Origin of the sequence: Micromonospora sp. BL4, assembly GCF_003667505.1 — a bacterium.
Lineage (GTDB): Bacteria > Actinomycetota > Actinomycetes > Mycobacteriales > Micromonosporaceae > Micromonospora.
Map to the genome: position 1 here is coordinate 1 of NZ_RCVJ01000081.1, position 25,977 is coordinate 25,977.

The following is a 25,977-nucleotide window of genomic DNA, read 5'->3' on the forward strand; positions in this document are numbered from 1 at the left end:
CCCGCAGCCGGCGCCGGGTGCCCAGCAGCACCACGGCGGCCAGCACCAGCCCGACAGCCATGGTGACGAGCAGCGGGCTGGACTCTCCCGGCAGCAGCCCGGCCAGCGAGCGGGACGCGGTGCCCAGCGCGAGGTAGAGACCGGCCCAGGCCGTCGCGCCGAGCGCCGCGCAGCCGAGGAACCGCCGGTACGACATCCGCAGCCCGCCGGCGGCCAGCGGCAGCAGCGCGTTGAACACCGGCAGGAACGGCGCCACCACCACCATCCGCCCCCCACCGCGACGCAGCAGCCCCTCCGCCGCCGTCCAACGCGCCTCGCCGATCCAGTCGCCGACCCGACTGCGCCGCAGCCGCTCCCCGTACCGGCGACCGACGAGGAAGCTCAACGACCAACCGGCCAGGCAGCCGACCAGCACCGCGGTGAAGGTGGCGAGCCCGGTGGCCGGGCGACCCACGCCGACCGCGGCGAGGATCGCCACGTCGCCGGGGACCAGGACCCCCAGCAGCGGTACGGCGTCGAAGAGCATGACCAGCCCGAGCGTGCCCATCAGCAGCACGATGGGCAGTTCCCCGACCTGAGCCAGCCATTGCGTCATGCCCCGTACGCTATGGCCACCGTGCCACGTGGACATCCGGTCGCGACCCCCAGCGACCCCTGGTATCCGCCTCGGGGTCGCCCCTGAGACGGCCCCCGGCCTCAGGCGGGTCGCAGCACCTGCACCCGGCGCAGCGACGAGTCGACCGAGGGCTCGGTGGTGGGCACGGGATAGTCGGCCAGCACCGTCAGCCGGTCCGCCGGCAGATGCCCCCGGCCGGGATCGCCGACCAGCACCTCGGCGCCGCCGGCGGCGGCCCGCTGGAGGAACGGCAGCATCCGGTCGGCCATCGCGCGGCTGTAGAAGACGTCCCCGGCGACGACCAGGTCCGCCTCGGCGTCGACGCTGTCGAGCAGGTCGTCCCCGGTGGCGTCGACGGCGACCCGGTTGGCCCGCGCGTTGACGGTGACGGCGGCGACGGCGTACGGGTCGATGTCGTTGGCGACCACTCTCGCCGCGCCGGCCAGCGCGGCGGCGATGGCCACCAGCCCCGACCCGGCGGCGAGGTCGAGGACCCGTTGGCCGGCGACCAGCTCCGGATGGTCCAGCAGGTGGCGAGCCAGGGCCTGGCCCCCGGCCCAGGCGGAGGCCCAGTACGGGGGCGGCAGGGCGTGCCCGACGGTCGCCTCCATCCGGGCCCACCAGACGATCGCGTCCTCGGCCAGGTGCAGCCGTACCTCCGGCACGAAGGGGGTGGGCACCAGCCGGAGCCGGTCCAGGCCGGCGCCGGGCGCGTCGATTTCGCGCTCCAGCTCGGACAGCGCGGCGGCTGCGGCACCCCTCATCGGCGCAAGCATGCCCCAGCGGAGGGTCGCGGGGGTGGGTTTCACCGGCCGGCGCGCAGAGTTCACCCGACTTCACTCGAAGACCTACGGCACTTCGGCCGGCAGATCGGCGTTTCGCCCGTTACTGTCGGACAGGTACGGGCGATCATCGGCCACAGGCCGAGGGTCAGCCGCTTTGAACAGGGAGAGATGCATGGCAACCGGCACGGTTAAGTGGTTCAACTCGGAAAAGGGCTTCGGTTTCATCGAGCAGGACGGTGGAGGGCCGGACGTGTTCGTCCACTACTCCGCCATCGCCTCGAGCGGCTACCGGGAGCTCAACGAGGGCCAGAAGGTCGAGTTCGAGGTGACCCAGGGGCAGAAGGGTCCGCAGGCGGACAACGTCCGCCCGATGTAGCTCCGTGCCGGTAGCGGCGGCCGGTCTCCGGCCGCCGCTGCAGCGCACTCAAGACGCCGCCGGGGCGGCGGGCAGGTCCCGCCGCCGCCGGAGTGGTCCGATCAGCAGAATCAACGGGGTGAGCGCCAACCAGGCGGTCATCACCCCGATCGCGGTCCCGACGCCGTAGCGTGCGCCGAGGGCTCCGGCCAGCACGGCTGCCAGCGGGATGGTGCCGTAGTTGAGCAGCTGCATGCTCACGGTCACCCGGCCGAGCAGGTGATGCGGGGTGTACGTCTGGCGGAAGCTGCCCTTGAGCACGTTGCCGATCGCCACGCCGAGACCGATCAGGACGCCGCCGAGAGCCGGCCAGATCAATCCCACACCGGGCGTGGCCAGCGGGATGAGCAGCGCGGGCGGCCCGGTGAGGGCTGCCCCGAGCAGCATGGCCCGCGCGGTGCCGCAGCGCCGGCCCAGCACGGTGGCCAGCAGCGCTCCGACGATCCCTCCGGCGCTCATCACCGCGACCAGGACGCCCACCACGCCGGGCGCGAGCCGCAGCTCGCGGACCAGGAACACCACCAGGACGGCCTGGTAGCCGATCAGCCCGATGTTGCTGGCGGCGCCGAAGACCGTGAGCACCCGCAGGTACGGGTCCCGGACGACGAAGCGCAGACCCTCGGCGATGTCCCGGCGCAGTGACCGGGACCGGTCGGCCCGTCGGGTACGCGGCTCGACGGTACGGATCCGCAGCAGGCAGGCCGCGGAGAGCAGGAACGTGACCGCGTCGAGCAGCAGCGCGGCGACCGCCCCGGTGAGCTGGGCGATGAGGCCCGCGAGGCCGGGCCCGACGACGTAGCTCACGGTCTGGGTGGCCTGTAGCTTCGCGTTGCCCTCCGGCAGTTGGTCGGCGCGGAGCAGCACCGGCAGGTACACCTGGTCGGCGGTCTCGAAAAAGACCCGCGCGGTGCCGGCGCCGAGCGCGACGAGCAGCAGGTGCCAGACGGTGAGCCGGTCCAGGACGGCGGCCAGCGGCACACTGAGGAACGCCGCCGCGCAGAACACGTCGCAGGCGATCATCACCGGCCGGCGCGGCAGCCGGTCCACCCAGGCGCCGGCCGGCAGGCCGATCAGCAGCCACGGCAGCCAGGCCGCCGCGGTGAGCACCGCCACCTGGAAGGTGCCGGCGTCGAGCACGGCCACCGCGACCAGTGGCAGCGCGACGGTCGTGACGTTGCTGCCGACGCTGCTGATCGCCTGGCCGGCCCAGAGCAGCCGGAAGTCCCGGTGCCGCAGCAGCCCGCCGCTCTGCCGGACCGGGCCCGGGTCGGTGTGCGTGGCCGTGGTCACGGCCGGGCCGGGACGCCGTGGGCGAACACGAAGACCGGCTGGCGGTCGCGCCCGTCGTCGGGCACCTCCCGGTCGGCCCAGCGGGCCAGCAGGTCGACCATCTCGCGACTCAGCTCGGCCAGCTCGTCGGGCGTGAGGTGCATCCAGCGGTCGGTGGAGAACGGCCCGTCCTCCCAGGCGGCCTGTGCCTCCTCGTCGGCGGCGTGCCAGGCCCGGGCCAGGGCGACGTGCCGGTCCAGGTTGAGCGAGGTGGCGGCGTCGGCGACCGCGCGGGCGGCCGGGTCGGCGTCGAAGTCGGTGTTGGACCAGCGCACCCCGCGGGTGACCAGCCGCCACCACCGCTCGCGCCGGTCGCGGGCCAGCTCGGGGGCCTCGGTGACCAGTTCGCCGGCGGCGAGCACCTTGAGGTGGTGGCTGACGTTCGCGGGCGCCTGGTCGGTGCGCTCGGCGAGCATGCCGACGGTCGAGGGGCCGTACACCTTGAGCACGTCCATCAGCCGGCGGCGCAGCGGGTGGGCCATGGCGGCCAGCACCCGCGAGTCGGTGACCTGGCGTACGTCGGGGCTCTCCATGCCGCCCAGCCTGCCATCCGCAACAGCAGTTGCGCAACAGACATTGCGTAACCGCTGTTGCGGGACAGGGGCGGCTCAGGCGGCCAGCCGCCGGGCCAACTCGTCGGCGACCTGCTTGGCCATGGTGGGCGGGATGGCCGCGGCGATCTTCTCCGGGGTCAGCCCGGCCAGCACGCCCTGGATGATCGCCGGCTCGTCGGTGAGGTCCTGGCCGGCGAGCGCCGCCAGTTGGGCGGGCAGCCCGTTCAGCACGATGGCGTGCGCGGAGGTCTTCCCGCCGTGGTCGGCGGGCAGGAACTCCCACGGCGCCCGCCGCAGGACCTCGCGGATGGTCGGGTCGCTGGTGACGCCCTTGCGCAACGCGGCGATGATTTCGGCCTCGGTCATGTCGTTCTCCTCCAGGAGTCCGATGGAGCTGAGATAGCGGCGGAACAACGGCTGCTGGTCGCGGCCGGCCTTGATGGCGTCACGGAAGAAGCTGAAGTGGGTGTGCCAGCGGTGCGAACTGTCGCCGCTGCTGCGCCGGCCGAGCCGGTCCCACCGCCGCACGGTGCTTCCGTCGGGGCTGTAGATGATCTCGCGAATGTCCCGGGTGTCGGCCGCGTTCGCGGCGCACTGCCCCACGCACCACAGCGAGAAGCTGGGCAGGGTGTGCGTACGGCCATCGACGCGGACCTCGAAACCGCCGACGTCCAACGCGGCCGCGTCCAGGGTCAGGCCGGCCCGGTCCCGGGGTGACTCCACCACGGAGTAGTCGTTGGTGACCACCCGGTCCGATCCACAGTGGTAGCCGCCGCGATGCGCCGGGTCGCCAACGATGCCGACCTCCGCCGGCTCCAGATCGTCCGGCCCGGGGGCGTTGTCGAGGTGGGTCAGCAACAGGGTGCGCACGGCCAAGAGATTCGCCGGGGCCCGGGTCATGGGGTCCCCCCTTCCAACGAGCGGGGGCCGGGCACGACGTCACACCGCGTACGCGGTGCGGGGCTACGGGCGAGCCCGGCCTACTGGTGCACAGCGCCGGGCGTTGACCCAACGATAGCCCGCATCAACCGCTAATGCCCAGCTCAGGGGACATCTGTTCACCTTGGAGATCGTTCCGGGCCAGAGTGGACGATCGGTAGCCGCAGCACCGAGGGGTACGTGGGGTCGTGCAGAACCTGCCGCCACCCGGCACGCAGAGTCACGGCTGTGCCGAGGGGTTCGCCGGTGCCCGGGTTGCGCGCCCAACGGGGATGGGCTCCACCGGCGACCTGCACCCGCAGCCGGTGCCCGGCGGCGAACCGGTACGCCGTCGGCCAGAGCGGCACCGGAACCCGGCGCACCCCGGACGCGTCGGCCGGGAACCGACCGGGCGCGACCCGGACCAGCCCGTCGCACACGTTCCACGATCGACCCCGGCGGTCCACATCACACAGTCGGACGAAGACGTCCAGGTGCGCGAGTTCACTGCGGACGTGGATCTCGGCGTGCACCGGGCCGATCACCTCGATCAGCCGGTCCAGCGGGGCGCTGGTGTACGTCAGCACGTCGGGGCGGGCCTCGACGCTCCGGTTGTCCACCGGGCCGGCCCGCTGCGCCACCAGCAGTGGCCCGCCGAGCGACGGCGTGGGGTCGGCCGGGTCGTACCGGAACTCGTCCGGCGCCGACGGGACCGGCGCGCGCGGCGCCAGCTCGCCACCGGGATGCAGGTGCCAGGCGGTGTCGGCCGCCGGCGGCGGCCAGTCCGGCAGGTCCCGCCAGCCGCCACCCGCGCCGCCCACGAAGAGCCGCACGGGGGCCGACCCGGACGACCCGGCGTCCTGGGACTGCTCGCCCGCCTGGGCCGGCCCGGTCAGGTGCGCGTCGAGCCAGGTGAGCCCCTCGGTGAGGGCGGCCACGAACAGGCCGGGGCTGCCGTGCGTCCAGGGGCCGACCACCAGGCGGGGACGAGCGCCGGAGGCGCGCAGGGTGGCGTAGTCGTCGAGCTGGGCAGGCAGGAAGATGTCGTGCCAGCCGCTGACCATGATCACCGGCGCTCGCACCCGGGACACCCGGTCGGCGAAGACCCGGGTCCGCCAGTACGCGGCGTCCGGGGTGTGGTGACGCAACCACTCCTGGAAGAACGGGATGGTCACGCCGGTGGCCACCCGGTCCGCTCCGGTCAGTGGCAGGTGCTCCAGCGCGGCGGCCAGTCGGGGCTGCCCGCGCTTGAGTTCGCGCTGGCGGGCCAGCCACGGCACGGTCTGCGCATGCAGCAGCTCCGCCCAGGTCAGCACGGTGTCCAGGGCGAACGACTCGCCCGCGTACGTCGAATCCCGGGTGGCCGAGGCGGTCACCACCGCGACCATCGCGCGCAGATCGTCGCCGGCGTCGGCGGCCAGCGCCCACTGCGCGAAGCCCTGGTAGCTGACCCCGAACATGCCGAGCGCTCCGGACCACCACGGTTGGCGGCGCAGCCAGTCCAGGGTGTCCACCCCGTCGTCGCGCTCGTGCACCAGCGGGGCGAACGTCCCGCCGGAGCCGCCGGTGCCCCGGCAGGACTGGATCACGGCGTGCCGACCGCGGGCGGCGAGCAGCCGGCCGAGCAGTCGCAGCGGTCCGCCCCGCCCGTACGGGGTCCGGATCAGGACGGTGGGCGCCTGCCGGGCGTGCGGGGCGTAGTGGTCGGTGCGCAGCACCACGCCGTCGCGGACCCGGACCGGGATGTCGCGGGTGACCCGCACCGGGCCGAGGCGGGTCGCGGGAAGCCGCAGCGCGGCGCCGGCGACGCGGGCGACGAGCCGGTCCGGCAACGGTCAGCCCGCCGGGCGGCGGGTCGACTCGGGCCGGGCTGCGCGCACCGCGTCGCGGTGCGCCCGCAGTGAGTCGCTCATCCGCGCCATGAACCGGTGCACCAGCTCCAGCTCGTCGTCGCCGAACTCGGCCATCACCGAGTCGGTGCGGGCGCCCAGCGGCTGGAAGAACTGCATGGCCAGCGCGGCCCCCTGGTCGGCGTAGTGCAGCAGCACCTTGCGCCGGTCGACGGTGTCCCGGTCCCGGCGGATGTGGCCGGCTCGTTCCAGCCGGTCGATCAGGGCGGTGACCGAGCCGGAGGAGAGGTTGAGCTGCTCGCCGAGGCGGCCGGGGGTGATCGGGTCACCGACCAGTTCGGCGTCCATGACCGCGAGCAGCGCGTTCAGGTCGGTCGGGTTGAGCCCGTGCAGGTTGGCGAAGGCGTGGCCGACGTGCTGGGCGTCCACCGCGTACCGCCGCAGGTTGTTGGTGATTTCCCCGACCAGCTGCTCACGTCGCGTGTCGCGCCGCCGGTACATGCCGTGAGTCGCCACCTCGTGCCGCTTCTCCCCGTCGTCGGTCCCCCAAGTTGCAGCATAGAACAGCCGCCGATAATCTCGATAGCCAAGATACTTGACCACCAGAAGGACCTTGAGGTCGCCTGATGTCTGTCTTCACCCGAGTCGCCCGCGGCCGCCTGGCTGCCTGGCTCACCGTGGCCGCCGCCATCGTCGTCGGCGCGGCGGTCTTCGGGCTGCCCCGCCCGGACAACCCGGCGCCGGTCTCCGCAAGCGGCCTGTCCGTGCAGTGGCAGTCGACCCAGGTGGAGCGGTTGCAGGACCAGCTCCCGTCCAGCGAGGTCCAGCCGGCCATCGTGGTGGTCAGCCGCGACGACGGCGGCGCGCTGAGCGAGGCCGACCGGGGCGCCGTCGCCGCGCGCTCCGGCGACCTGGGTCGACTCGCGGTCGGTGGGCAGGTCAGCCCGCCGCAGATCTCCCCGGACGGCACGGTGGCGCTGGTCGCCGTGCCGCTGAGCACCGCCGGCGGTCAGGACGAGGTCACCGGAAAGGTCAGCGAGGTACGCACCGCGCTGGAGACCCTGCCGGAGGGGCTCACCGTCGAGGTGACCGGCGCTCCCGCCTTCACCGCCGACCTCGCCTCGGTCTTCGACGGCGCCGACATCACCCTGCTCGCGGTGACCGCCGCCGTGGTCGCGCTGCTGTTGCTGATCACCTACCGCAGCCCGTTCCTGTGGATCGTGCCGCTGGTCGTGGTCGCCGCGACCGAACAGATCACCCTGCGCGCGGTGGACACGATCGTGCCGGCGTTCGGGATCACCCTGCAATCGGGCCAGGTCACCGGCATCGCCAGCGTGCTGGTCTTCGGCGCCGCCACCGACTACGCCCTGCTGCTCATCGCCCGCTACCGCGAGGAGCTGCGCCGCGAGGAGAACCGGTTCGCGGCGATGCGCGCCGCGCTGCGCCGGACCGCCGAGCCGATCCTGGCCAGCGGCAGCACCGTGGTGCTCGGTGTGCTCACCCTGCTGCTCAGCGAGCAGGAGACGAACCGGGCACTGGCCGTGGCCTGCGCCACCGGTGTGGTCTTCGCCATGCTCTCGGCGCTGTTCGTGCTGCCGGCCGTGCTCGTGCTCTTCGGTCGCGGCCTGTTCTGGCCGTTCGTGCCGAAGATCGGCGGCCCCGCCCGCGAGGGCCGGCTCTGGGGTCGGCTCGGCGCCGTCGTGGAACGCCGCCCGGCGCCGGTCGCCGTGCTGGCCACCCTGCTGCTCGCCGGCCTGGCGCTGGGTGGGCTCGGGATCCGCACCGGCCTGTCCGAGACCGAGCAGTTCCGGGCCCAGCCCGAGGCGGTCACCGGGGCGCAGACCCTGGCCCGGGCGTTCCCCGCCGGCACCACCCAGCCGGTGGCCGTGCTCACCACCCCGGCCGCGGTACGGGCGGTCACCGAGGCCGCCACCGCCGTGCCCGGCGTCTCCTCGGCCCGCCCCGGCGACGCCGGCGACGCCGTCGCCCAGGTCGACGTGGTGCTGGAGGCCGAACCCGGCACCACCGCCTCCGACCGGACGATCGAGGCGCTGCGCGACGCGGTCGCCGCGGTCCCCGGCTCCGCGCCCCCCGCGGTCGACGGCGCGGACGCCCCGTCCGGGGCGATCGTCGGCGGCACCGTGGCGGCCACCTACGACTCCGACGAGGCCAACGACCGGGACCTGCGGCTGATCCTGCCGATCATCCTGCTGCTGGTCGGCGCGGTGCTCGTGCTGCTGCTGCGCGGCCTGCTCGCTCCACTGCTGCTGGTGCTCACCGTCATCGCGTCGTTCTTCGCCAGCCTCGGCGCGGCGTGGCTGCTCTTCGACCACGTGCTGGGCTTCCCGGCGCTGGACAGCGGCGTGCTGCTGCTCGCCTTCGTGTTCCTGGTGGCGCTCGGCGTGGACTACAACATCTTCCTGGTCACCCGGGCCCGGGAGGACGCCCGCAGCGCGGGCACCCGGGACGGGATGCTCTCCGCGCTGCGGGTCACCGGCGGCGTGATCACGAGCGCCGGTGTCCTGCTCGCCGCGGTCTTCGCCGTGCTCGGGGTGCTGCCACTGATCACGCTGACCCAGATCGGCGTCATCGTCTGCATCGGCGTCCTGCTGGACACCCTGCTGGTCCGCACGGTCCTCGTGCCGGCGCTGGCGTTCCTGCTCGGCGACCGGTTCTGGTGGCCGGGCCGGATCGACGCCCGGCCGGGCACCGACGCCCCGGCGCTGCCCGAGCCGGCGGCCAGCCGCGGCTGACCGGCGACGGGGATGGTGGTCACCCGGCCGCCATCCCCGAGCGCGGCGATCAGTACCCCAGGCAGACGCACTCGGTCATCAGCGCCCGCACGTTGCGCACGTAGGACGGGTTGGGGATGGTTAACGGCTCGCCCTCCTGCGCCACCGCCCCGTGCCCGAAGTTGTACGCGGCGATCACCGCGTTGAGCAGGCAGGAGTCCAGCTCGGAGGTGCACAGGTCGGCGTCGAGCCGGAAGTCGGACTCGAAGTACATGTCACCGATGTACTTGGTCAGCCAGGCCAGGTAGTTGGCCCCCAGGTACGCGTTGTCCCGGTAGTCGTCGATCTCGTAGCTCTGCTCGAACCGCTGGTTCATCCACGTCGCGGTGGCCGGCATCACCTGCATCAGCCCGACCCCGCCGTCGCAGGCGTAGATGTTGGACTGCCAGCCGCTCTCCTGCCAGGCGGTCGCCTTGACCAGGTCAAGTGGGATCTTGAGCTCCGGCGCGGAGGTCGGCCAGTAGGTGCGGGCGGCCGCGTCGGTCAGCGCCGCCTTCGCCTGGGCCCGCGTCGCCTGGGTGCCCTTGTAGCTGGGCTTGCAGGAGGTCGGCGCCGGCTTCGGGGGCGCCGGCGGGACCTTGGTCTCGGTGGGCGGCTTCGCCACCGGGCGCGGCTTCGTCGCCGGGCCGGACGGGCGGGTCGGCTTCTTCGTCGGCTTCGGGGTCGGCGACGCTCTGCGGCTCGGCGCGGCGCCCATGCCGGCCACCCCGCTCACCGACGGGCTCGGCTCCGCGACGGCCTCGTCGAGCGGGGCGTCCGTCGGCGTCCCGGTGACCGCGACCGGCGCGGCCTGGCCCTGCGGGCTCTCCCCCGGGTCGGCGCAGGCGACCATCGTGCCCACCAGCAGGAGCCCAGCGATCCCCACGGCGCACACCCGGCCGGTCCGTCCACGCATGCCGTTCCTCCCCCGTGTGACCGTCGTCGCACCCTAGCAAGGTTCGACCGGGCGCCGAGGCCCCTGCGGCGGCGGCCGGACCGGGTCCTGCGGCTGCTCCCGCTCCCCCACCGCCCGGTCCCGGGTGGCCCAGGCGACCATGAACACCACCGTCCAGAGAACCCCGAGCAGCACGGCCGCCGCGGTCCCGCTCGCCGTGTCCAACCCGAGGTAGAGCCGGGCGCCGCCGACCCCGAGCACCCCCGCGGTGGCGGCCGTCCAGGCGGCCACCGCCACCGGCCAGCGGGCACCCCGGGACACCAGCCAGGCCAGGGTGCAGAAGCTCGCCGCGACCACCGCGTTCTGGGTCGGGAACGGAGCCGCCGCACCGGCGCCCGGCGACCCGGTCAGCTCGGCCACCACGGCCAGCACCAGCAGCGGCACGAACGCGCCCACCGTGCCGACGACGCTGAGCAGGTCCGCCCGCCAGGGCCGGTTCCGCCACGCCAGCACCCCCGCCACCAGCGCCACCAGAACGATCAGGACCCACCCCCGCAGCACGGACACCACGGCCAGGGTCGCCTCGGCGGCGTCCGGGGTCCGCCGGGCGGCGAACCAGCCCCCGATCGCCCCGTCCAGCGCGGACAGCCCGCTGTTGCGTACCACCACGGACAGCAGGGCGGCGATGGCGAGCCCGGCGGCGAAGAGCAGCAGCAGCCCGGCGGCGAGGTTGAGCAGCAGCGTCCAGGCCGGCCCGATCCGCATGGCCACCAGGAAGAACAGCACCCCGTAGCGGGCGCTGAGCCAGCGCACCGGCGGCAGCGCGCCGGCCCGGGACAGCAGCGCCCGGACCGGGTCGGGGTTACGGCCCAGCCACCGGCCGGCGAGCACCACCCCCAACAGGCCGGCCAGCAGCACCAGCACCGCGCCGGTGGCCCGGCCGAGCAACCGGGAGACCGTGTCGTACGACTCACCGGCGACGTGACCGAGCAGCACCGAGCCGCCCACCCAGGTCACCACGCCGGCCAAATTCCACGGCGCGAACCGCCGGTACGGCATGCCGGCCGCGCCGGCCAGCCGGGGCACCAGGGTGCGGGCGAAGGCCACCCAGCGGGCGGCGAACACCCCCCGACCGCCGAGCCGGGCGAGCATGGCGTCGGCCCGGCCCCACCGCTCGGGCCCGACCCGGTGGCCCAGCCCGGCACGCAGCCGCGAGCCGTACCGCCGGCCGGCGCGGAACGCCAGCGCGTCACCGGCCACCGCGGCGGCGATCATCGCCAGCAACGCCGGGCCGAGCCGCAAGGTACCGTTGTAGGTGAGGAAGCCGACGAGCAGCAGGGTAGCCTCACCCGGCACGAGCAGGCCGAAGATCACCGCGGTCTCGCCCGCCACGATCAGCGCGGCGACCAGGTAGATCCACAGGGTGGGCAGACCCTGCAACATGGTCAGCAGATCGTGCACTCAGGCCCCCGGGACACGGGAGCCAGCATGCCAGCCGGGGGAACGACCCGGACAGCAGTTTCACCAGAGATCAGGGGCACCTGGGGGTGACCCCGACGCGGCCTGCGCGAGCGCAGGCGGAAGGATAGAGGGTATGCAGCTTCGCACCGACCTCCGCAACGTCGCCATCATCGCTCACGTCGACCACGGCAAGACCACCCTGGTCGACGCCATGTTGCGGCAGGCCGGCGCGTACGGCGCACGAGGCGAGACGACCGAGCGGGTGATGGACTCCGGGGACCTGGAACGGGAGAAGGGCATCACCATCCTGGCCAAGAACACCGGCGTGCGCTACCTGCCGGCGGATGGCTCGGACCCCGTGACCATCAACATCATCGACACCCCCGGTCACGCCGACTTCGGTGGTGAGGTGGAGCGCGGCCTGACCATGGTCGACGGGGTCGTGCTGCTGGTCGACGCCAGCGAGGGCCCGCTGCCGCAGACCCGCTTCGTGCTCCGCAAGGCCCTGCGGGCCCGGATGCCGATCATCCTGGTGATCAACAAGGTGGACCGCCCCGACGCCCGGATCAAGGAGGTCGTGGACGACACCTACGAGCTCTTCCTCGACCTGGACGCCGACGAGGAGCAGATCGACTTCCCGATCGTCTACGCCTGCGCCCGCGACGGCATCGCCTCGCTGACCCAGCCCGCCGACGGCTCCGTGCCGGACGACAGCAGCTCCCTGGAGCCGCTGTTCCGCACCCTGCTGGACACCATCCCGGCGCCCGCGTACGAGGACGGCGCGCCGCTGCAGGCGCACGTCACCAACCTCGACGCCTCGCCGTTCCTCGGCCGCCTGGCGCTGTGCCGGGTCCGCCAGGGCACCATCAGCAAGGGCCAGACGGTGGCCTGGTGCCGCACCGACGGCAGCACCCAGCGGGTCCGCATCTCCGAGATGCTGATGACCGAGGGCCTGGAGCGCAAGCCGGCCGAGACCGCCGGCCCGGGCGACATCATCGCCGTCGCCGGCATCTCCGAGATCATGATCGGTGAGACCCTCGCCGACGCGGAGAACCCGGTGGCGCTGCCGCTGATCACCGTCGACGAGCCGGCCATCTCGATGACCATCGGCACCAACACCTCGCCGCTGGTCGGCCGGGTCAAGGGCTCCAAGGTCACCGCCCGCATGGTCAAGGACCGGCTCGACAAGGAGCTGATCGGCAACGTCTCGCTGCGGGTGCTGCCCACCGAGCGGCCGGACGCCTGGGAGGTGCAGGGCCGCGGCGAGCTGGCGCTGGCCATCCTGGTCGAGCAGATGCGCCGGGAGAGCTACGAGCTGACCGTCGGCAAGCCGCAGGTCGTCACCCGCGAGATCGACGGCAAGACCTGCGAGCCGGTCGAGCGGCTGACCATCGACGCGCCCGAGGAGTACCTGGGCGCGATCACCCAGCTGCTGGCCACCCGCAAGGGCCGGATGGAGCAGCTGGTCAACCACGGGACCGGCTGGATCCGGATGGAGTGGCTGGTACCGGCGCGCGGCCTGATCGGCTTCCGTACCGAGTTCCTGACCGACACCCGGGGCACCGGCATCCTGCACCACGTCTTCGAGTCCTACGAGCCGTGGTTCGGCGAGCTGCGTACCCGCAACAACGGTTCGCTGGTCGCCGACCGGGCCGGCGCGGTCACCGCCTTCGCGATGATCAACCTGCAGGAGCGCGGCCAGCTGTTCGTCGAGCCGACCACCGAGGTGTACGAGGGCATGATCGTCGGCGAGAACTCCCGCTCCGACGACATGGACGTCAACATCACCAAGGAGAAGAAGCTCACCAACATGCGGGCGTCGACCTCCGACGAGACCGAGAAGCTGATCCCGCCGCGCAAGCTGTCGCTGGAGCAGGCGCTCGAGTTCTGCCGCGAGGACGAGTGCGTCGAGGTCACCCCGACCGCGGTGCGCATCCGCAAGGTCGTGCTGGACCAGCAGCTGCGCGGTCGGGCCGCTGCCCGCCGCAAGCACGCCGGCTGACCCCACCAGCACCCGGCACCGGGCGCGTCGACCGCTTGCGGTCGGCGCGCCCGCCCGCTTTCCGGCGGGGGTACGCGGGCCAGCCCGGCCGGCCGGCCGATGATCCGCTACGGTCACCGGCATGACCTGGGATGATCTCGACGCCCACCTGGACCGGGTGCCCGGCACCGTCTCGGCGTACGTGGGCCGCCTGGACGCGCCGCCGACCTGGACCCGCCACGCCGACGCCACCCACTACGCCGCCAGCACCATGAAGGCGGCGGTGCTCGCCGCGCTGCACCGCGCCGCCGAGGCCGGCACGCTGGAGCTGGACGCCCCGGTCCCGGTGGTCAACGAGTTCGACTCGGCCCAGCCCGGCGCGCCCCGCTTCTCGTGCGCGCAGCACTACGACAACGACGACGCGGTCTGGGACCGGGTGGGCGGCACCGCGCCGCTGCGCTGGCTCGCCGACCGGATGATCGTGCGGTCCAGCAACCTGGCCACCAACCTGGTCATCGGCCACGTCGGGCTGCCCGCGGTGGCCGAGGTGTGGGCGCTGGCCGGAGCCCGGCACAGCGTCACGGGCCGCGGCATCGAGGACTTCGCCGCCCGCGAGGCCGGCATCACCAACCTGGTCACCGCCCACGACCTGGCGGTCCTGCTCGGCGCGCTGGCCACCGGTGCCGCCAGCCCCGGCCCGCTCGCCTCGCCGGCCGGCTGCGCGGCCATGCTGGACGTGCTGCTCGCCCAGGAGCACCGCGAGGACCTGGCCGCCGGCCTGCCCGAGGGCACCCGGATCGCACACAAGAACGGGTGGGTACGCGGCGTCCGGCACGGCGCCGGGGTGGTCCTGCCCGACGACGCCCCGCCGTACGTGATCACCGTCTGCACCACCACCGACCTGGCCGACGGCGGCGCGAGCGGCGACGAGGTCGAGGACGACGCCTGCCTGCTGATCGCCCACATCTCGGCGCAGGTCTGGGCGGCCCGCCACCAGCTCTGACCCGACATCCCCGGGCCGGCCGGGATCACTCCAGCAGTTGCGCCCGCAGCGCCGTGAGGGTTTCGTCGGTCAGCCCGAGCCCGTCGCGCAGGTAGCGGTCGAACGAGCCGTGCACCCGCCGCACCTCCTCGTAGCCGGCGTCCAGGTACTCGGGGCGGACCTCCAGCACGGGCAGCACCGCGTCGACGTCCAGCTCGGGCTGACGGCGCCGCATCGCCTCGACGATCACCGCGCGCAGGCTGTCGGTCAGCGCGTTGTTGCGCAGATACTCAGCGCGAATCGCGGCCTCGTCCACCCCGAGCGCGGTCAGCAGGACGACGGTGAGCCAGCCGGTGCGGTCCTTGCCGGCGGAGCAGTGGTAGATCAGCGGCAGGTTCTCGCGCCGGGCGGCCAGCCGCACGGCCTCGGCGAAGCCGACCCGCGCCGACTCGCCGGTCACGAACCACCGGTAGATCGCGGCCATCGCCGCCGCCGTGCCCTGCCGGGCCAGCTCCGCGTACGCGTCGAGGTCGTGGCCGAGCAGCACCGCCGACACGTACGTGAAGACCGGGTGCTCCGGGTCGTGCACCGGCAGGTGCACCACCCGGGGCTCGCCGACCAGCCGGTCCGTCGGGGCCACCGCGATCTCCGAGCCGTCCCGCAGGTCGATCACACAGGCCGGGCCCAGCTTCGCGAGCACCGGCAGGTCCTCGTCGGTGAGCCGGCCCAGCGCCGGGGTACGGATCACCAGCCCGGGCCGTACCCGCCGGCCGTCGGCGCCGACGAGGCCGCCCAGGTCACGCGCGTTCGGCGCGCCGACCATCTCCCAGTCCCGCCCGGCCATCCGGTCTCCCCTCGGATCACGTGCCTGCGTATAGGGTGCCGCATATGACGATCTCGGCGGTACGCACCCACCGGGTTTCCGCCCCCTTACACACCCCGTTCGTCACCGCGCTGCGACGCACCACCACTGTGGACACGCTGGTCGTCGAACTGGTCGACGCCGACGGCCGGTCCGGCTTCGGCGAGGCGCCGCAGGTCTGGCAGGTCACCGGCGCGTCGGTCGGTGGCGCCCAGGCGTGCGTGCGGGAGCTGCTCGGGCCGCTGCTCACCGGACGCGACCCGGACGACCTGGTGGCCCGCTGCGCCGAGGTGCAACGCGCGGTCGTCGGCAACGAGGCGGCGAAGGCAGCGGTGGACGTCGCCCTGCACGACCTGGCGGCGCGGCGGTTGGGCGTACCCCTGGTGCGGTTGCTCGGCGGCACCACCCTGCGGGTGCCGACGGACGTCACGCTGGCCGCGGGCGACGCGGCGGACCTGGCGGCGGCCGCGCGGCAGCGGCAGGCCGACGGCTTCGGCGTGCTCAAGCTCAAGGTCGGCACCGACGCGGTCGGCGACCTGGACCGGGTCCGGGCGGTCCGCTCGGCGGTCGGCCCCGGGGTCCGGATCCGGCTCGACGCCAACCAGGGCTGGACGCCCCGGGAGGCGGTACGGGTCATCCGCGGCATCGAGGACGCCGGCCTCGACGTGGAGCTGGTGGAGCAGCCGGTGGCCCGCTGGGACCTGGACGGGTTGGCGTGGGTCAGCGACCGGGTGTCGGTGCCGATCCTGGCCGACGAGGCGGTCTTCGGGGTCCGTGACCTGGTGGAGGTGATCCGTCGACGGGCCGCCGACCTGGTCAACGTCAAGCTGGCCAAGTGTGGCGGGCTCCAGCCGGCACGCACCCTGCTGGAGCTGGCCGCCGCCCACGGGCTCGGCACGGTGGTCGGGTCGATGATGGAGACCCAGGTCGGCATCGGCGCGGCGGCGAGCCTGGTCGGCGCGTACGGCACTACCGCCGTCGCCGACCTGGACGCCGCCTGGTGGCTGGCCTGGTCACCGGTGCACGGCGGACTCCGCTACGAGGGGCCCACCGTGGTGCTGCCGGACGCTCCCGGCCTGGGCATTTCGGGCCTGGCTGAAGTAAAGGTGCAGCCCCGCAGTTGATGATCGTTGGTTTCTTTCATAAGGTTCGAGGGGACAGCGGACACCAGCTGGGGGTTGACGTGGAGCTGCAGCCGGGCCGCGAGGCCGTCGTCCGGGTCGCGGTGGCGACGCTGTGGACCTCCCCCGAGGCGGTCCGCCCGGTGGACCAGCCGGCGCTGACAGCGCGCGCCGACATCCCGACCTGGGTCTCCGGCCTGGACACCGACCAACAGGTCGGCGACTGCGTGCTGAGCCAGTTGCTGCTCGGCGAGCGGGTGCTCGTCAGCGAGCTGCGCCCGGACGGCTGGGCGCGGGTGGTCGCCGTCGAGCAACCGGCCGCCAAACTGGACCCGCGCGGCTACCCGGGCTGGTTGCCCGCCGACCAGCTGGTCCCCGTCGACCCGACAGTCACCGGCCACCCCCTCGTGGTGGACGCCACGGTCACCGGGCTCCGCGCCGCGCCGAACGGGCCGGTGGTGCTGCCCGGCGTGGTCGTCGGCACCCGACTCGTCCCGGCCGGTCCGGCGCGCGACGGTTGGCAACCGGTGCACGTCCCCGGTCAGGCCGCGCCGCTCTGGATGCCCGACGGTCAGCTCACCTCCGCGCCGGTCGAGCCGCCGGACGCCGCCGACGCGCTCGCGGTGGCGCAGCGACTGCTGCACGTGGCCTACGTCTGGGGCGGGCTCTCCGCGTACGGCATCGACTGCTCGGGGCTGGTGCACCTGGCGTGGCGCCGATTCGGGGTGCTGCTGCCCCGCGACGCCGACGACCAGGCCCAGGTGACCACTCCCCTGCCGCTGGGCGAGGAGCGCCCCGGCGACCTCTACTTCTTCGCCCGCCCCGGCCGGAAGATCCACCACATCGGCATCGTCACCGCCGTCCCCGGCGACCAGGAGGACCGGCGGATGCTGCACGCCTGCTACCGGCGGCGGCGGGTGGTGGAGGAGCCGCTCCCGGCCGACCGCACCGCCACCCTGGTCGGCGCGCACCGGGTCTGACCGGCCGGGCGCGTTCCCGCACCCGGCCGGCGGCGGCTCAGCGTCGAGCCTCGGCCAGCTCGCGGCGTCGGTCCCGGGAGGACTTCACCAGGCTGGCGATCGTGGCGACCAGCAGGGTGCCGAGGATGACCAGCAGGGAGAGCCAGATGGGGATGTGCGGCGCCCACCCCACGTGCTCCCCGCCGTTGATGAACGGCAGGTTGTTGTCGGCCAGCGCCTCCAGCACCAGCTTGACCCCGATGAACCCGAGCACCACGGCCAGCCCGTAGCTCAGGTAGATCAGCCGGTCCAGCAGGCCACCGAGCAGGAAGTAGAGCTGACGCAGGCCCATCAGCGCGAAGACGTTCGCGGTGAAGACCAGGTACGGCTCCTGGGTGATACCGAAGATCGCCGGGATCGAGTCCAGAGCGAAGATCAGGTCGGTGGTGCCGATGGCGATCATGACGATCAGCATCGGGGTGAAGAGCCGTCGACCGGCCGAGTGGGTGGTGAGCTTCGCGCCGTCGTAGTCCTTCGAGATCGGCAGCGCCTTGCGGCTCCACCGGATCAGCAGGTTCTCCGAGAACTCGTCCTCGTCCGGCTCACCCTGCCGGGCCAGGTTGACCGCCGTGTAGATCAGGAACGCGCCGAAGATGTAGAAGACCCAGGAAAACTGCGAGATCAGCGCGGCGCCCGCGGCGATGAACCCGCCACGCATCACCAACGCCAGCACGATGCCGACCAGCAGCACCTTCTGCTGGTACTGCCGGGGCACCCCGAAGCGGGCCATGATGATCACGAAGACGAAGAGATTGTCCACCGAGAGGCTGTACTCGGTGAGCCAGCCGGTGTAGAACTGCCCGGCCACGCTCGCCCCGGAGGTCAGCCAGAGACCGGCGCCGAAGATCAGGGCCAGGCCGACGTAGAAGGCGACCCAGAGGCTCGATTCGCGCACACTCGGCTCGTGCGGGCGCCGACCGATGATCAACAGGTCGACGAGCAGAACCGCAGTCAGTGCGACGAGGGTCCCCGCCCACACCAATCCGGACACGTCCAACGTTCATTCCTCCGGCAGACACGCGGCGTCGGGCACACCGTACGCCCCCTGAAGGGCCGGTGTGCCGCTGACGCTCACTCTGGTGACTGTCGGAGGTCTCTTCCGCCACCTGCCCGCGAGCGGGAAGGCGACCGACGGGCCGGGTCGGGCAGCCGAGATTCCGGCGATCGACCGTGCTGACGACTCCGTCGCGAGGGAATACTCCCCTCCTCGATGACCATTCTCCCCCACCACGCCGTGTGATCGCACCCCGGGCAACCGGTGTCTCCGGCCACCCGCCCGCCGGGAATACCGTCCGACACACCCTCTAGCGTGTCCTAGGAGGCTAGTGTGTGTCGGGTTAGACGAGCGGGCCGACAGACCCCACGGCACGGCCCGGCCGACCCGTCGTGGGAGGCTTTCCGACATGGTGCTTGAGGTCGCGCTGATCGACGTACTGCCCGGACACGAGGACGCTTTCGCCGCCGCGTACGCCCAGGGCCACCCGGTGCTCGCCGGGACGCCCGGCTGCCGCTCGGTGCGGATGACCCGGGGCATCGAGTCCCCGACCCGGTTCGTGCTGCTGGTCGAGTGGGACTCGGTCGAGGCGCACGAGGAGAACTTCCGGGCAAGCGAGCGGTTCGACCAGTGGCGGGCGCTGATCGGGCCGCACTTCGCCGGGCCGCCCCTCGTGGAGCACTTCATCGACGTACCGGCCTGAGCGGAGCTGTCGTACCGCGCGGTTATCGTGCCCACCGCACGCGCCGGCCGCCGGTCCCGACGGGCTCGGGGGCGCCGGGCCCGGTGGCCGCGCCGTGCCCTCATTCGCCGACGCGGCGGGCCAACGCGGTGACCGTCTCCTCCGGTGACAGCGCGGCGGCCAGCAACGCCTCGGTCATCCGCTCGTACCGGTCGACGTCGAGCGCCGTGGCCAACCGCACGTCGGTGGTCAACGCCTCCAGCATCACCGTCCGCGGATCAGCCGGGTCGGGAAAGGCATAACAGGAGTACGGGGTGAGCGGGTGCAGCCCGTCGCCGGCCACGCCGCGGGGCAGCAGCCGCACCGTCACGTGAGCCAGCCCGCTCACGGCCACCAGGTGCCGCAACTGCTCACGCCAGACCGGGTCCGGCAGGTCACCCGGGTCGCAGGCCGCCTCGGCCAGCACCGCCGTGTAGCGCGGCGGGTCCGCCCGACGCAGCACCTCCTGCCGCAGCGCCCGGGCGCGCACCTCGCCCTCCACGTCCACGTCCGGCGCGAGCAGCGCGCCGGCGGCGACCCGCAACCGGGCGTACGCCGGTGTCTGGAGCAGCCCCGGCACGACCGCAGGCTGGTACTCGACGATGTGGGCGGCACCCGTCTCCAGCTCGGCGTAGGTGCGTTGCCGCTCGCTCATCTCGCCGAGCGTCTTCCACCAGCCGCGGCTGGTCGCCGCGTCCCGGGCGATCACGATCAGCGCGTCCCGGGTCGGCGTCGGCACCTGGTAGACGTCCAGCAGGTCCAGGACGTCGGCGAGGTCCGGACGGCTCTGGCCCAGCTCGATGCGGGACAGCTTCGACGTCGAGGCCCAGCCCAGCCGGTCGCAGACCTGCTCCAGGGTCAGCGCCTCGCGCCGGCGCAACTGGCGCAGCTCGGCGCCGAGCCGCACACGTCGAATGACAGGACTTGTTGGCAACGGCATCCCCGCCTCCCCATCGAGGGAGACTACGCAGGACGATCACCCAGTGCAATAGCTTGCTCGCGCACCGCAACCGACCCGATCACCCGGTCGACCGAGCAGACCTGCCCGCACCTGCCGTTTCGTCCGCCAGCCGGCGCCGCCCGGCGGAGTCCGGTGTGGACCCGGCGCGGTCAGGGCCGGTACGTGCCGAAGGTCCAGAGGGTGCCGGCCAGGCGCCGGCCGCTTCCCGACGGACCAGCGGCAGGTCAGCCCGCTCCCGGTAGCCGACGTACCGGTCGACGAACGGGCGCAGCCTGGCCTCGGGCAGCCCGAGGACCACCTCGTCGAGAGGTGCCACCGCCGTCAACCCGACCGCCCTCCCGCGCCCGGCCGGCCACGCCCGAGCGCCCTCGCCGCGCCCGGCCGGTCCGCCCCGAGCGCGCGGAGCGTGACGGCCGGGATCGTGTCACTTCACGCCGGCGGCGTCCATGCCGCGCAGCTCCTTCTTCAGGTCGGCGACCTCGTCGCGGATGCGGGCCGCCAGCTCGAACTGCAGCTCGCGTGCTGCGGCCAGCATCTGGTCGTTGAGCTCCTGGATGAGCTGGGCGAGGTCGGCGCGGGCCATCCCCTCCCGGGACGGGGTGGCGGCGGTGGCCCGACTCCGGCTGCGGGTCTCCTTGACCGGCGCCTTGCCCCGGGAGAGCTGACGCACCGCGCCACCGACCCGGGAGTTCTCGGTGTCCTCCGCCTCGCGGTAGATGTCGTCCAGAATGTCGTGGATCTTCTTGCGCAGTGGCTCCGGGCTGATCCCGTGCGCCTCGTTGTGCGCGATCTGCTTGGCGCGACGCCGGTCGGTCTCGTCGATCGCGGCGGCCATCGACGGCGTGATCTTGTCGGCGTACATGTGCACCTGGCCGGAGACGTTACGGGCGGCCCGGCCGATCGTCTGGATCAGGGACCGACCGCTGCGCAGGAAGCCCTCCTTGTCGGCGTCGAGGATCGCCACCAGCGACACCTCGGGCAGGTCCAGACCCTCGCGGAGCAGGTTGATGCCGACCAGCACGTCGTACTCGCCCTTGCGCAGCTCGCGCAGCAGCTCCACCCGGCGCAGCGTGTCGACCTCCGAGTGCAGGTAGCGCACCCGGATGCCGTTCTCCAGCAGGTAGTCCGACAGGTCCTCGGCCATCTTCTTGGTCAGCGTGGTGACCAGCACCCGCTCGTCCCGCTCGGTGCGCAGCTTGATCTCGTGCATCAGGTCGTCGATCTGGCCCTTGGTCGGCTTGATCACGACCTCCGGGTCGATCAGCCCGGTCGGGCGGATGACCTGCTCGACGAACTCGCCCTGGGCCTGCTCCAGCTCCCACGGGCCGGGAGTCGCCGAGAGGTAGACCGTCTGGCCGACCCGCTCCAGGAACTCGTCGAAGCGCAGCGGCCGGTTGTCGGCGGCGCTGGGCAGCCGGAAGCCGTGGTCGATGAGCATCCGCTTACGCGAGGCGTCGCCCTCGTACATGCTGCCGATCTGCGGGATCGTCACGTGCGACTCGTCGACGACGGTGAGGAAGTCGTCCGGGAAGTAGTCGAGCAGGCAGTGCGGCGGGCTGCCGGGCAGCCGCCCGTCCATGTGCATCGAGTAGTTCTCGATGCCGGAGCAGAAGCCCACCTGCCGCATCATCTCGATGTCGTAGGTGGTGCGCATCCGCAGTCGCTGCGCCTCCAGCAGCTTGCCCTGCCGCTCCAGCTCGGCCAGCCGCTCGGCCAGCTCAACCTCGATGTCGCGGATGGCCCGCTCCATCCGCTCGGGGCCGGCCGCGTAGTGCGTGGCCGGGAAGATCACCAGCTGGTCGACCTCGCGGACCACGTCACCGGTCAACGGGTTGAGGTAGTAGAGCTTCTCCACCTCGTCGCCGAACATCTCGACGCGGACGGCCAGCTCCTCGTACGCCGGAATGATCTCCAGCGTGTCGCCGCGGACCCGGAAGGTGCCCCGCTGGAACGCCATGTCGTTACGCGTGTACTGGATGTCGACCAGCCGGCGCAGCAGCTTGTCGCGGTCGAGCTCCTGGCCGACCTCGACCCGGACCGCCCGGTCGAGGTACTCCTCCGGGGTGCCCAGGCCGTAGATCGCCGACACGGTCGCCACCACGATCACGTCGCGGCGGGTGAGCAGCGACATCGTCGCCGAGTGCCGCAGCCGCTCGACCTCCTCGTTGATCGAGGAGTCCTTCTCGATGTAGGTGTCGGTCTGCGGGATGTACGCCTCGGGCTGGTAGTAGTCGTAGTACGAGACGAAGTATTCGACCGCGTTGTGCGGCAGCAGCTCGCTGAACTCCTTGGCCAGCTGCGCGCAGAGCGTCTTGTTCGGGGCGAGCACCAGGGTCGGGCGCTGCAGCCGCTCGATCAGCCACGCGGTAGTGGCGCTCTTGCCGGTGCCGGTCGCGCCGAGCAGCACCGTGTTGCGGTCGCCACGCCGAACGCGACGCTCAAGATCGTCGATCGCGGCGGGCTGGTCGCCGGCCGGCTGGAAGTCACTGACGACCTGGAAGCGGCTGTCAAGCCGGGGAATGTCGAGCGCCATGACATCAACGGTACGCCGGAGGTCCGACAGGAAAGGCCGTCACGGCGGTCACGTGATCAGCTTCAATATTCCCATTGTGTGGCACATGTCACCGACGCTAGGCTCTCGCTGTAGGCCGCTCGCGGCGGCCGACCGGGCCGGTGGCCCAGGCCGTCATCTCGGCCGGCCGCCCCCGGCACTGCGGTCGCAGCACCCGGCTTGTCCGGCGTGCGCACCCGGGTGGTCGCGCTCGAAGCGCAGACCGGCCGCCGCGAGCGCCCCTGCTCGTTCCGGCGATGCCACCCCATCGGTTCGTCACCCCGGTGCGGCCCGGCCCGTTTCACATCCGTGGACACCTCTCCGAACGCGACGCGCGACACCGGCAGCACGTCCCGGTCCGGCGGCACGTCCCGGCCCGGCGGCACGTCCCGACCCGGCAGCACGTCCCGGCCCGGCAGCTCGTCCCGGTCCGGCGGCACGTCCCGGCCCGGCAGGGCCGCCGACCCGGCCGCCGGCGCCACCGGCCCGGCCCGAGCCGGTCGTCGCCGCCGAACCGTGCTCCTGCTGCTGGGCCTGACCGCCGTCACGTCCGCGACCGCGCTCGTGATCGGGCTGTTGAGCTGGGCGCCCGACCCGCCGGAGCCAGCCCGGCCGCTGACCGTGGCCGAGGGCGAGCGACTGGGCGCGATGCGGGTCACCAACCTGCGGGACCTGCGCGCCGGGGTCCGCGTCACGGTCGGCGCCGACGCCGCCCGTACCGAACTCGTGGGCTGGGTGGACTGGTCGCGGCCGCTGCTCTACCTCGACGTGGGTGGGCCGGGCGCGGGCGCCGAGCGGGGGCTGTTGCAGAGCGTCGGCCCGTTGCTGGTGATCCGGCCCGACCCGTCGGCGGTGCCCACTCCCGCCGCGCCGCCCCTGGTGCCGCCGACGGACCGCTGGCGGCTGCACCACCTGACTCCCGGCGCGGGCCTGGCACCGGTCCTCGACCTGCTCCTCGGCCTCGCCGCCGACCGCCCCGACCCGGCTCAGGCGCTGCGGGACGGCGGTGCCCGCTGGGTGGCCCGGGACACCGTCGCCGCCGTTCCGGTGGACGTCCTCCAGGCGCCGCTGCCCGGGGGCGCACGCGCCAGCGCGGCGGCCGGCACGCCGGGCGCCGGGCCGTCCGGCGGCGGGCCGGACGAGCAGCCTCGCTACTGGCTCGACCGGGACGGCCGGTTGCACAAGCTGGTCGCCCGGCTGCCTGGCGTCGGCCCGGTCACGGTGCTCCTGAACCGGGTGGACCGGCCCACGCTCCGGCCGGTGGACGCGCTCGGTGGGCGGCCAGGGCTGCCCCGTGCGCTCACCGACGCCGAGCGGGACCGGCTCAGCCGCCTGCCAGCTCGGCTGCGGGCGCAGGGCGGGGCCACGCTGACCCTGACCGCGCCGGTGGGCACGGACACCAACCTGCGGGGCGCCGGCTGGCTGAGTTGGACCGCGCGTACCGCGTACCTGGCGGTGGCCGACCTCGGCACACCGGATCGCCGGACCCTGCTGCGCCGGGACACCGCCGGACTGGCCCGGGCCGACGTACCGGCCGCGGCCGGTGGCGGTGGCACCGCGGAGACCCCGGGTCGGCCACCGCTGCCGCCGCCCGCCGGGGCATGGCGGTTCACCCGGTCCGGCACCGACGACCTCAGCCTGCTGGTCGGCGCGGCCATGACCGCCGGGTCGGCCGGGCAGCGCGGCGCGGCCGTACGGATCCGCGAGGACGTCTCCGCCGGACGGACCGTGGACGTCGTGGAGCTGCGCACGGGGGGCGCGCTGCTGCGCTACTGGATCGACCGGAACGGGTCGCTACGCCGGTTGGAGTTGCGCACCGCCCCCGGCGCGTGGGCGCAGCTCGACCTCAACCCCGCCTCGGTGCCTCGCCTGGCCCCGGCGCCCCGCCCGGCGGCCACCACCTGACCGACCGTGGCGCTCAGGGCCGCCAACCGGTCTGCGCGGCCCACTGCTCCGCACGCAGGTACTCCTCGTCGAACCACGGGTCGCCGGCCGTACCCGAGCCGTCGACCACCGGGGCCGCATCGGCCAACTCCCGCTTGAGCAGCAGGTACACGGCCCGCTGCCCCGGGTCGGCGCGGAGGTGGTCGCGCATCAGCAGCGCGTACCGCCAGCCCGGCGATCCGGCCACCCGCACGTGCAGGCGCACCGGGCGGGCCGGGTCGGCGCTGCCGTGCAGCCGCTTTCCCCACCGGCCGCTACCGGCCGGACGTGGATCGTCCCACCACTCCCCCGGCACCCGCGGGAACCCCGCGTTCGCCAACCGGTCGGCCAGCGTCCCGTCGGCGTCGGCGAGACTGGGCACGGCCACCTGCACGTCCACGACGTCCTCCGCGGCGAGGCCCGGCACCGCGGTCGCGCCGATGTGATCGATCCGCAGGTCCGCCGGGGCGAGCGCGTGCCGGATCCGGGCGGCCAGCCGCTCGTACTGCTCGGGCCACGTCGGGTCGGCCTCGGCCGGACCGACGCGGTCCGCCGGAACCACCCGCCGCTCCCGCAGGTTGTGCTCGTAGGGCAGCAGCCGCTGTCGCCAGAGCGTGTCGACCTCGGCGTGCAGCGCCGCGAGGCTTCCGTCGTTGGTCAGCACCACGTCCGCCACCGCGCGGCGACCGGCGTCGTCGGCCTGCGCGGCGATCCGCCGCTCGGCCTCCGCGCGGTCCATCCCCCGGTCGCGCGCCAGTCGTTCCAGTCGGGTCGACACGGCCGTCTGCACCACGACCACCAGGTGGTACGTCGGCGCCAGCCCCACCTCCACGAGCAGCGGCACGTCGTTGACGACGATCGCGTCGGGCGCCGCCGCGGCGACCAGCTCGGCGGTACGGGCCCGGACCCGGGGATGGGTGATCGCCTCCAGCCGGCGGCGGGCGGTCTCGTCGGCGAACACCACCGCGCCCAGCGCGGCGCGGTCCAGTGCGCCGTCGGCGTCCAGCACCCGCTCGGAGAAGGCGGCGACGATCTCAGCCAGCCCCTCGGTGCCCGGCGCGACGACCTCCCGAGCCACCCTGTCGGCATCGATGAGCACGGCGCCCCGCTCCACCAGCCGCGCGGCCACCGCGCTCTTGCCCGACCCGATCCCGCCGGTCAACCCCACCCTCAGCACCGGACCAGTCAACCGGATCACGAACCCCGCTGCCAAACCCACCCGGGACAGGGGCCCCTGCGGCGGGCGGTGAGCAGCGGGGTTCGTGATC

22 protein-coding genes are annotated in these 25,977 nt (G+C 73.4%); 8 read left to right on the plus strand and 14 right to left on the minus strand.

Features of this window, described 5'->3' with window-relative positions; all coding sequences use genetic code 11:
* Together EAD89_RS07160 and EAD89_RS07165 are read right to left on the minus strand one after the other, a co-directional pair.
* A partial coding sequence (locus tag EAD89_RS07160) for a DedA family protein (RefSeq protein ID WP_121675164.1) occupies positions 1-595 on the minus strand: 595 nt, incomplete at its 3' end.
* Positions 596-696: 101 nt separating this feature from the next.
* Entirely contained in the window at positions 697-1,392 is a 696-nt protein-coding gene (locus tag EAD89_RS07165) for a methyltransferase (protein ID WP_121652480.1), read from the minus strand.
* 181 nt (positions 1,393-1,573) lie between these two features.
* Between EAD89_RS07165 and EAD89_RS07170 the strand changes: the two genes are divergently transcribed.
* Positions 1,574-1,777 (plus strand): cold-shock protein, encoded by a 204-nt coding sequence (locus EAD89_RS07170; RefSeq protein WP_007462771.1) that lies wholly within the window; start codon positions 1,574-1,576, stop codon positions 1,775-1,777.
* Between the two features lie 48 nt (positions 1,778-1,825).
* Here EAD89_RS07170 and EAD89_RS07175 read toward each other — a convergent pair whose 3' ends face one another.
* The 5 genes from EAD89_RS07175 to EAD89_RS07195 form a co-directional block, all read right to left on the minus strand.
* Positions 1,826-3,106: an MFS transporter gene (locus tag EAD89_RS07175; protein WP_121675165.1), complete on the minus strand. Its 1,281-nt coding sequence runs from the start codon at positions 3,104-3,106 to the stop codon at positions 1,826-1,828.
* A complete protein-coding gene (locus EAD89_RS07180) occupies positions 3,103-3,678 on the minus strand; it encodes a helix-turn-helix transcriptional regulator (RefSeq protein WP_121652482.1) in 576 nt (191 codons plus the stop codon). The genes EAD89_RS07175 and EAD89_RS07180 overlap by 4 nt, the downstream gene beginning before the upstream one ends.
* A gap of 75 nt (positions 3,679-3,753) precedes the next feature.
* On the minus strand, positions 3,754-4,569 hold the full coding sequence (locus tag EAD89_RS07185; RefSeq protein ID WP_233578288.1) for a hypothetical protein: 816 nt from the start codon (positions 4,567-4,569) through the stop codon (positions 3,754-3,756).
* Positions 4,570-4,757: 188 nt separating this feature from the next.
* The gene (locus tag EAD89_RS07190; protein ID WP_121675167.1) at positions 4,758-6,449 is read right to left on the minus strand and encodes a CocE/NonD family hydrolase; all 1,692 of its coding nucleotides are present in this window, start codon (positions 6,447-6,449) and stop codon (positions 4,758-4,760) included.
* 3 nt (positions 6,450-6,452) lie between these two features.
* Positions 6,453-6,968, minus strand: a complete 516-nt coding sequence (locus EAD89_RS07195; RefSeq protein ID WP_121652485.1) for a MarR family winged helix-turn-helix transcriptional regulator — start codon at positions 6,966-6,968, stop codon at positions 6,453-6,455.
* A gap of 125 nt (positions 6,969-7,093) precedes the next feature.
* Here EAD89_RS07195 and EAD89_RS07200 point away from each other — a divergent pair, with 125 nt between their 5' ends.
* Entirely contained in the window at positions 7,094-9,220 is a 2,127-nt protein-coding gene (locus tag EAD89_RS07200; protein ID WP_121675168.1) for an efflux RND transporter permease subunit, read from the plus strand.
* 49 nt (positions 9,221-9,269) lie between these two features.
* Here EAD89_RS07200 and EAD89_RS07205 read toward each other — a convergent pair whose 3' ends face one another.
* Together EAD89_RS07205 and EAD89_RS07210 are read right to left on the minus strand one after the other, a co-directional pair.
* On the minus strand, positions 9,270-10,154 hold the full coding sequence (locus EAD89_RS07205; RefSeq protein ID WP_121675169.1) for a transglycosylase SLT domain-containing protein: 885 nt from the start codon (positions 10,152-10,154) through the stop codon (positions 9,270-9,272).
* A 33-nt stretch (positions 10,155-10,187) separates the two neighbouring features.
* On the minus strand, positions 10,188-11,594 hold the full coding sequence (locus EAD89_RS07210) for a DedA family protein (protein ID WP_121675170.1): 1,407 nt from the start codon (positions 11,592-11,594) through the stop codon (positions 10,188-10,190).
* Positions 11,595-11,727: 133 nt separating this feature from the next.
* Between EAD89_RS07210 and typA the strand changes: the two genes are divergently transcribed.
* Together typA and EAD89_RS07220 are read left to right on the plus strand one after the other, a co-directional pair.
* Positions 11,728-13,596 carry a translational GTPase TypA gene (gene typA, locus EAD89_RS07215; protein WP_121652489.1) on the plus strand — a complete coding sequence of 623 codons (1,869 nt, stop codon included), beginning with the start codon at positions 11,728-11,730 and terminating at the stop codon, positions 13,594-13,596.
* 121 nt (positions 13,597-13,717) lie between these two features.
* Positions 13,718-14,578, plus strand: a complete 861-nt coding sequence (locus tag EAD89_RS07220) for a serine hydrolase (protein WP_121675171.1) — start codon at positions 13,718-13,720, stop codon at positions 14,576-14,578.
* Between the two features lie 25 nt (positions 14,579-14,603).
* Here the strand turns inward: EAD89_RS07220 and EAD89_RS07225 are convergent, their stop codons facing one another.
* Positions 14,604-15,401 (minus strand): tyrosine-protein phosphatase, encoded by a 798-nt coding sequence (locus EAD89_RS07225; protein WP_121652491.1) that lies wholly within the window; start codon positions 15,399-15,401, stop codon positions 14,604-14,606.
* Between the two features lie 44 nt (positions 15,402-15,445).
* Here EAD89_RS07225 and EAD89_RS07230 point away from each other — a divergent pair, with 44 nt between their 5' ends.
* On the plus strand, positions 15,446-16,543 hold the full coding sequence (locus EAD89_RS07230; RefSeq protein ID WP_121652492.1) for a mandelate racemase/muconate lactonizing enzyme family protein: 1,098 nt from the start codon (positions 15,446-15,448) through the stop codon (positions 16,541-16,543).
* Positions 16,544-16,602: 59 nt separating this feature from the next.
* Complete coding sequence (locus EAD89_RS07235; RefSeq protein ID WP_121675172.1) at positions 16,603-17,520, plus strand: NlpC/P60 family protein; 918 nt, start codon at positions 16,603-16,605, stop codon at positions 17,518-17,520.
* Between the two features lie 37 nt (positions 17,521-17,557).
* Here EAD89_RS07235 and EAD89_RS07240 read toward each other — a convergent pair whose 3' ends face one another.
* The gene (locus EAD89_RS07240; RefSeq protein WP_121652494.1) at positions 17,558-18,556 is read right to left on the minus strand and encodes a TerC family protein; all 999 of its coding nucleotides are present in this window, start codon (positions 18,554-18,556) and stop codon (positions 17,558-17,560) included.
* Positions 18,557-18,962: 406 nt separating this feature from the next.
* Between EAD89_RS07240 and EAD89_RS07245 the strand changes: the two genes are divergently transcribed.
* Positions 18,963-19,256, plus strand: a complete 294-nt coding sequence (locus tag EAD89_RS07245) for an antibiotic biosynthesis monooxygenase (protein ID WP_121652495.1) — start codon at positions 18,963-18,965, stop codon at positions 19,254-19,256.
* Positions 19,257-19,356: 100 nt separating this feature from the next.
* On the opposite strand, the gene EAD89_RS07250 is transcribed toward EAD89_RS07245, so the two are convergent.
* Together EAD89_RS07250 and uvrB are read right to left on the minus strand one after the other, a co-directional pair.
* Entirely contained in the window at positions 19,357-20,214 is an 858-nt protein-coding gene (locus tag EAD89_RS07250) for a helix-turn-helix transcriptional regulator (RefSeq protein WP_121675173.1), read from the minus strand.
* 445 nt (positions 20,215-20,659) lie between these two features.
* A complete protein-coding gene (gene uvrB / locus EAD89_RS07255) occupies positions 20,660-22,768 on the minus strand; it encodes an excinuclease ABC subunit UvrB (protein ID WP_121652497.1) in 2,109 nt (702 codons plus the stop codon).
* 327 nt (positions 22,769-23,095) lie between these two features.
* Between uvrB and EAD89_RS07265 the strand changes: the two genes are divergently transcribed.
* The gene (locus EAD89_RS07265; RefSeq protein ID WP_158610723.1) at positions 23,096-24,691 is read left to right on the plus strand and encodes a hypothetical protein; all 1,596 of its coding nucleotides are present in this window, start codon (positions 23,096-23,098) and stop codon (positions 24,689-24,691) included.
* 13 nt (positions 24,692-24,704) lie between these two features.
* Here EAD89_RS07265 and coaE read toward each other — a convergent pair whose 3' ends face one another.
* Positions 24,705-25,886 (minus strand): dephospho-CoA kinase, encoded by a 1,182-nt coding sequence (gene coaE / locus EAD89_RS07270; protein WP_121675176.1) that lies wholly within the window; start codon positions 25,884-25,886, stop codon positions 24,705-24,707.
* Positions 25,887-25,977 lie beyond the last annotated feature (91 nt).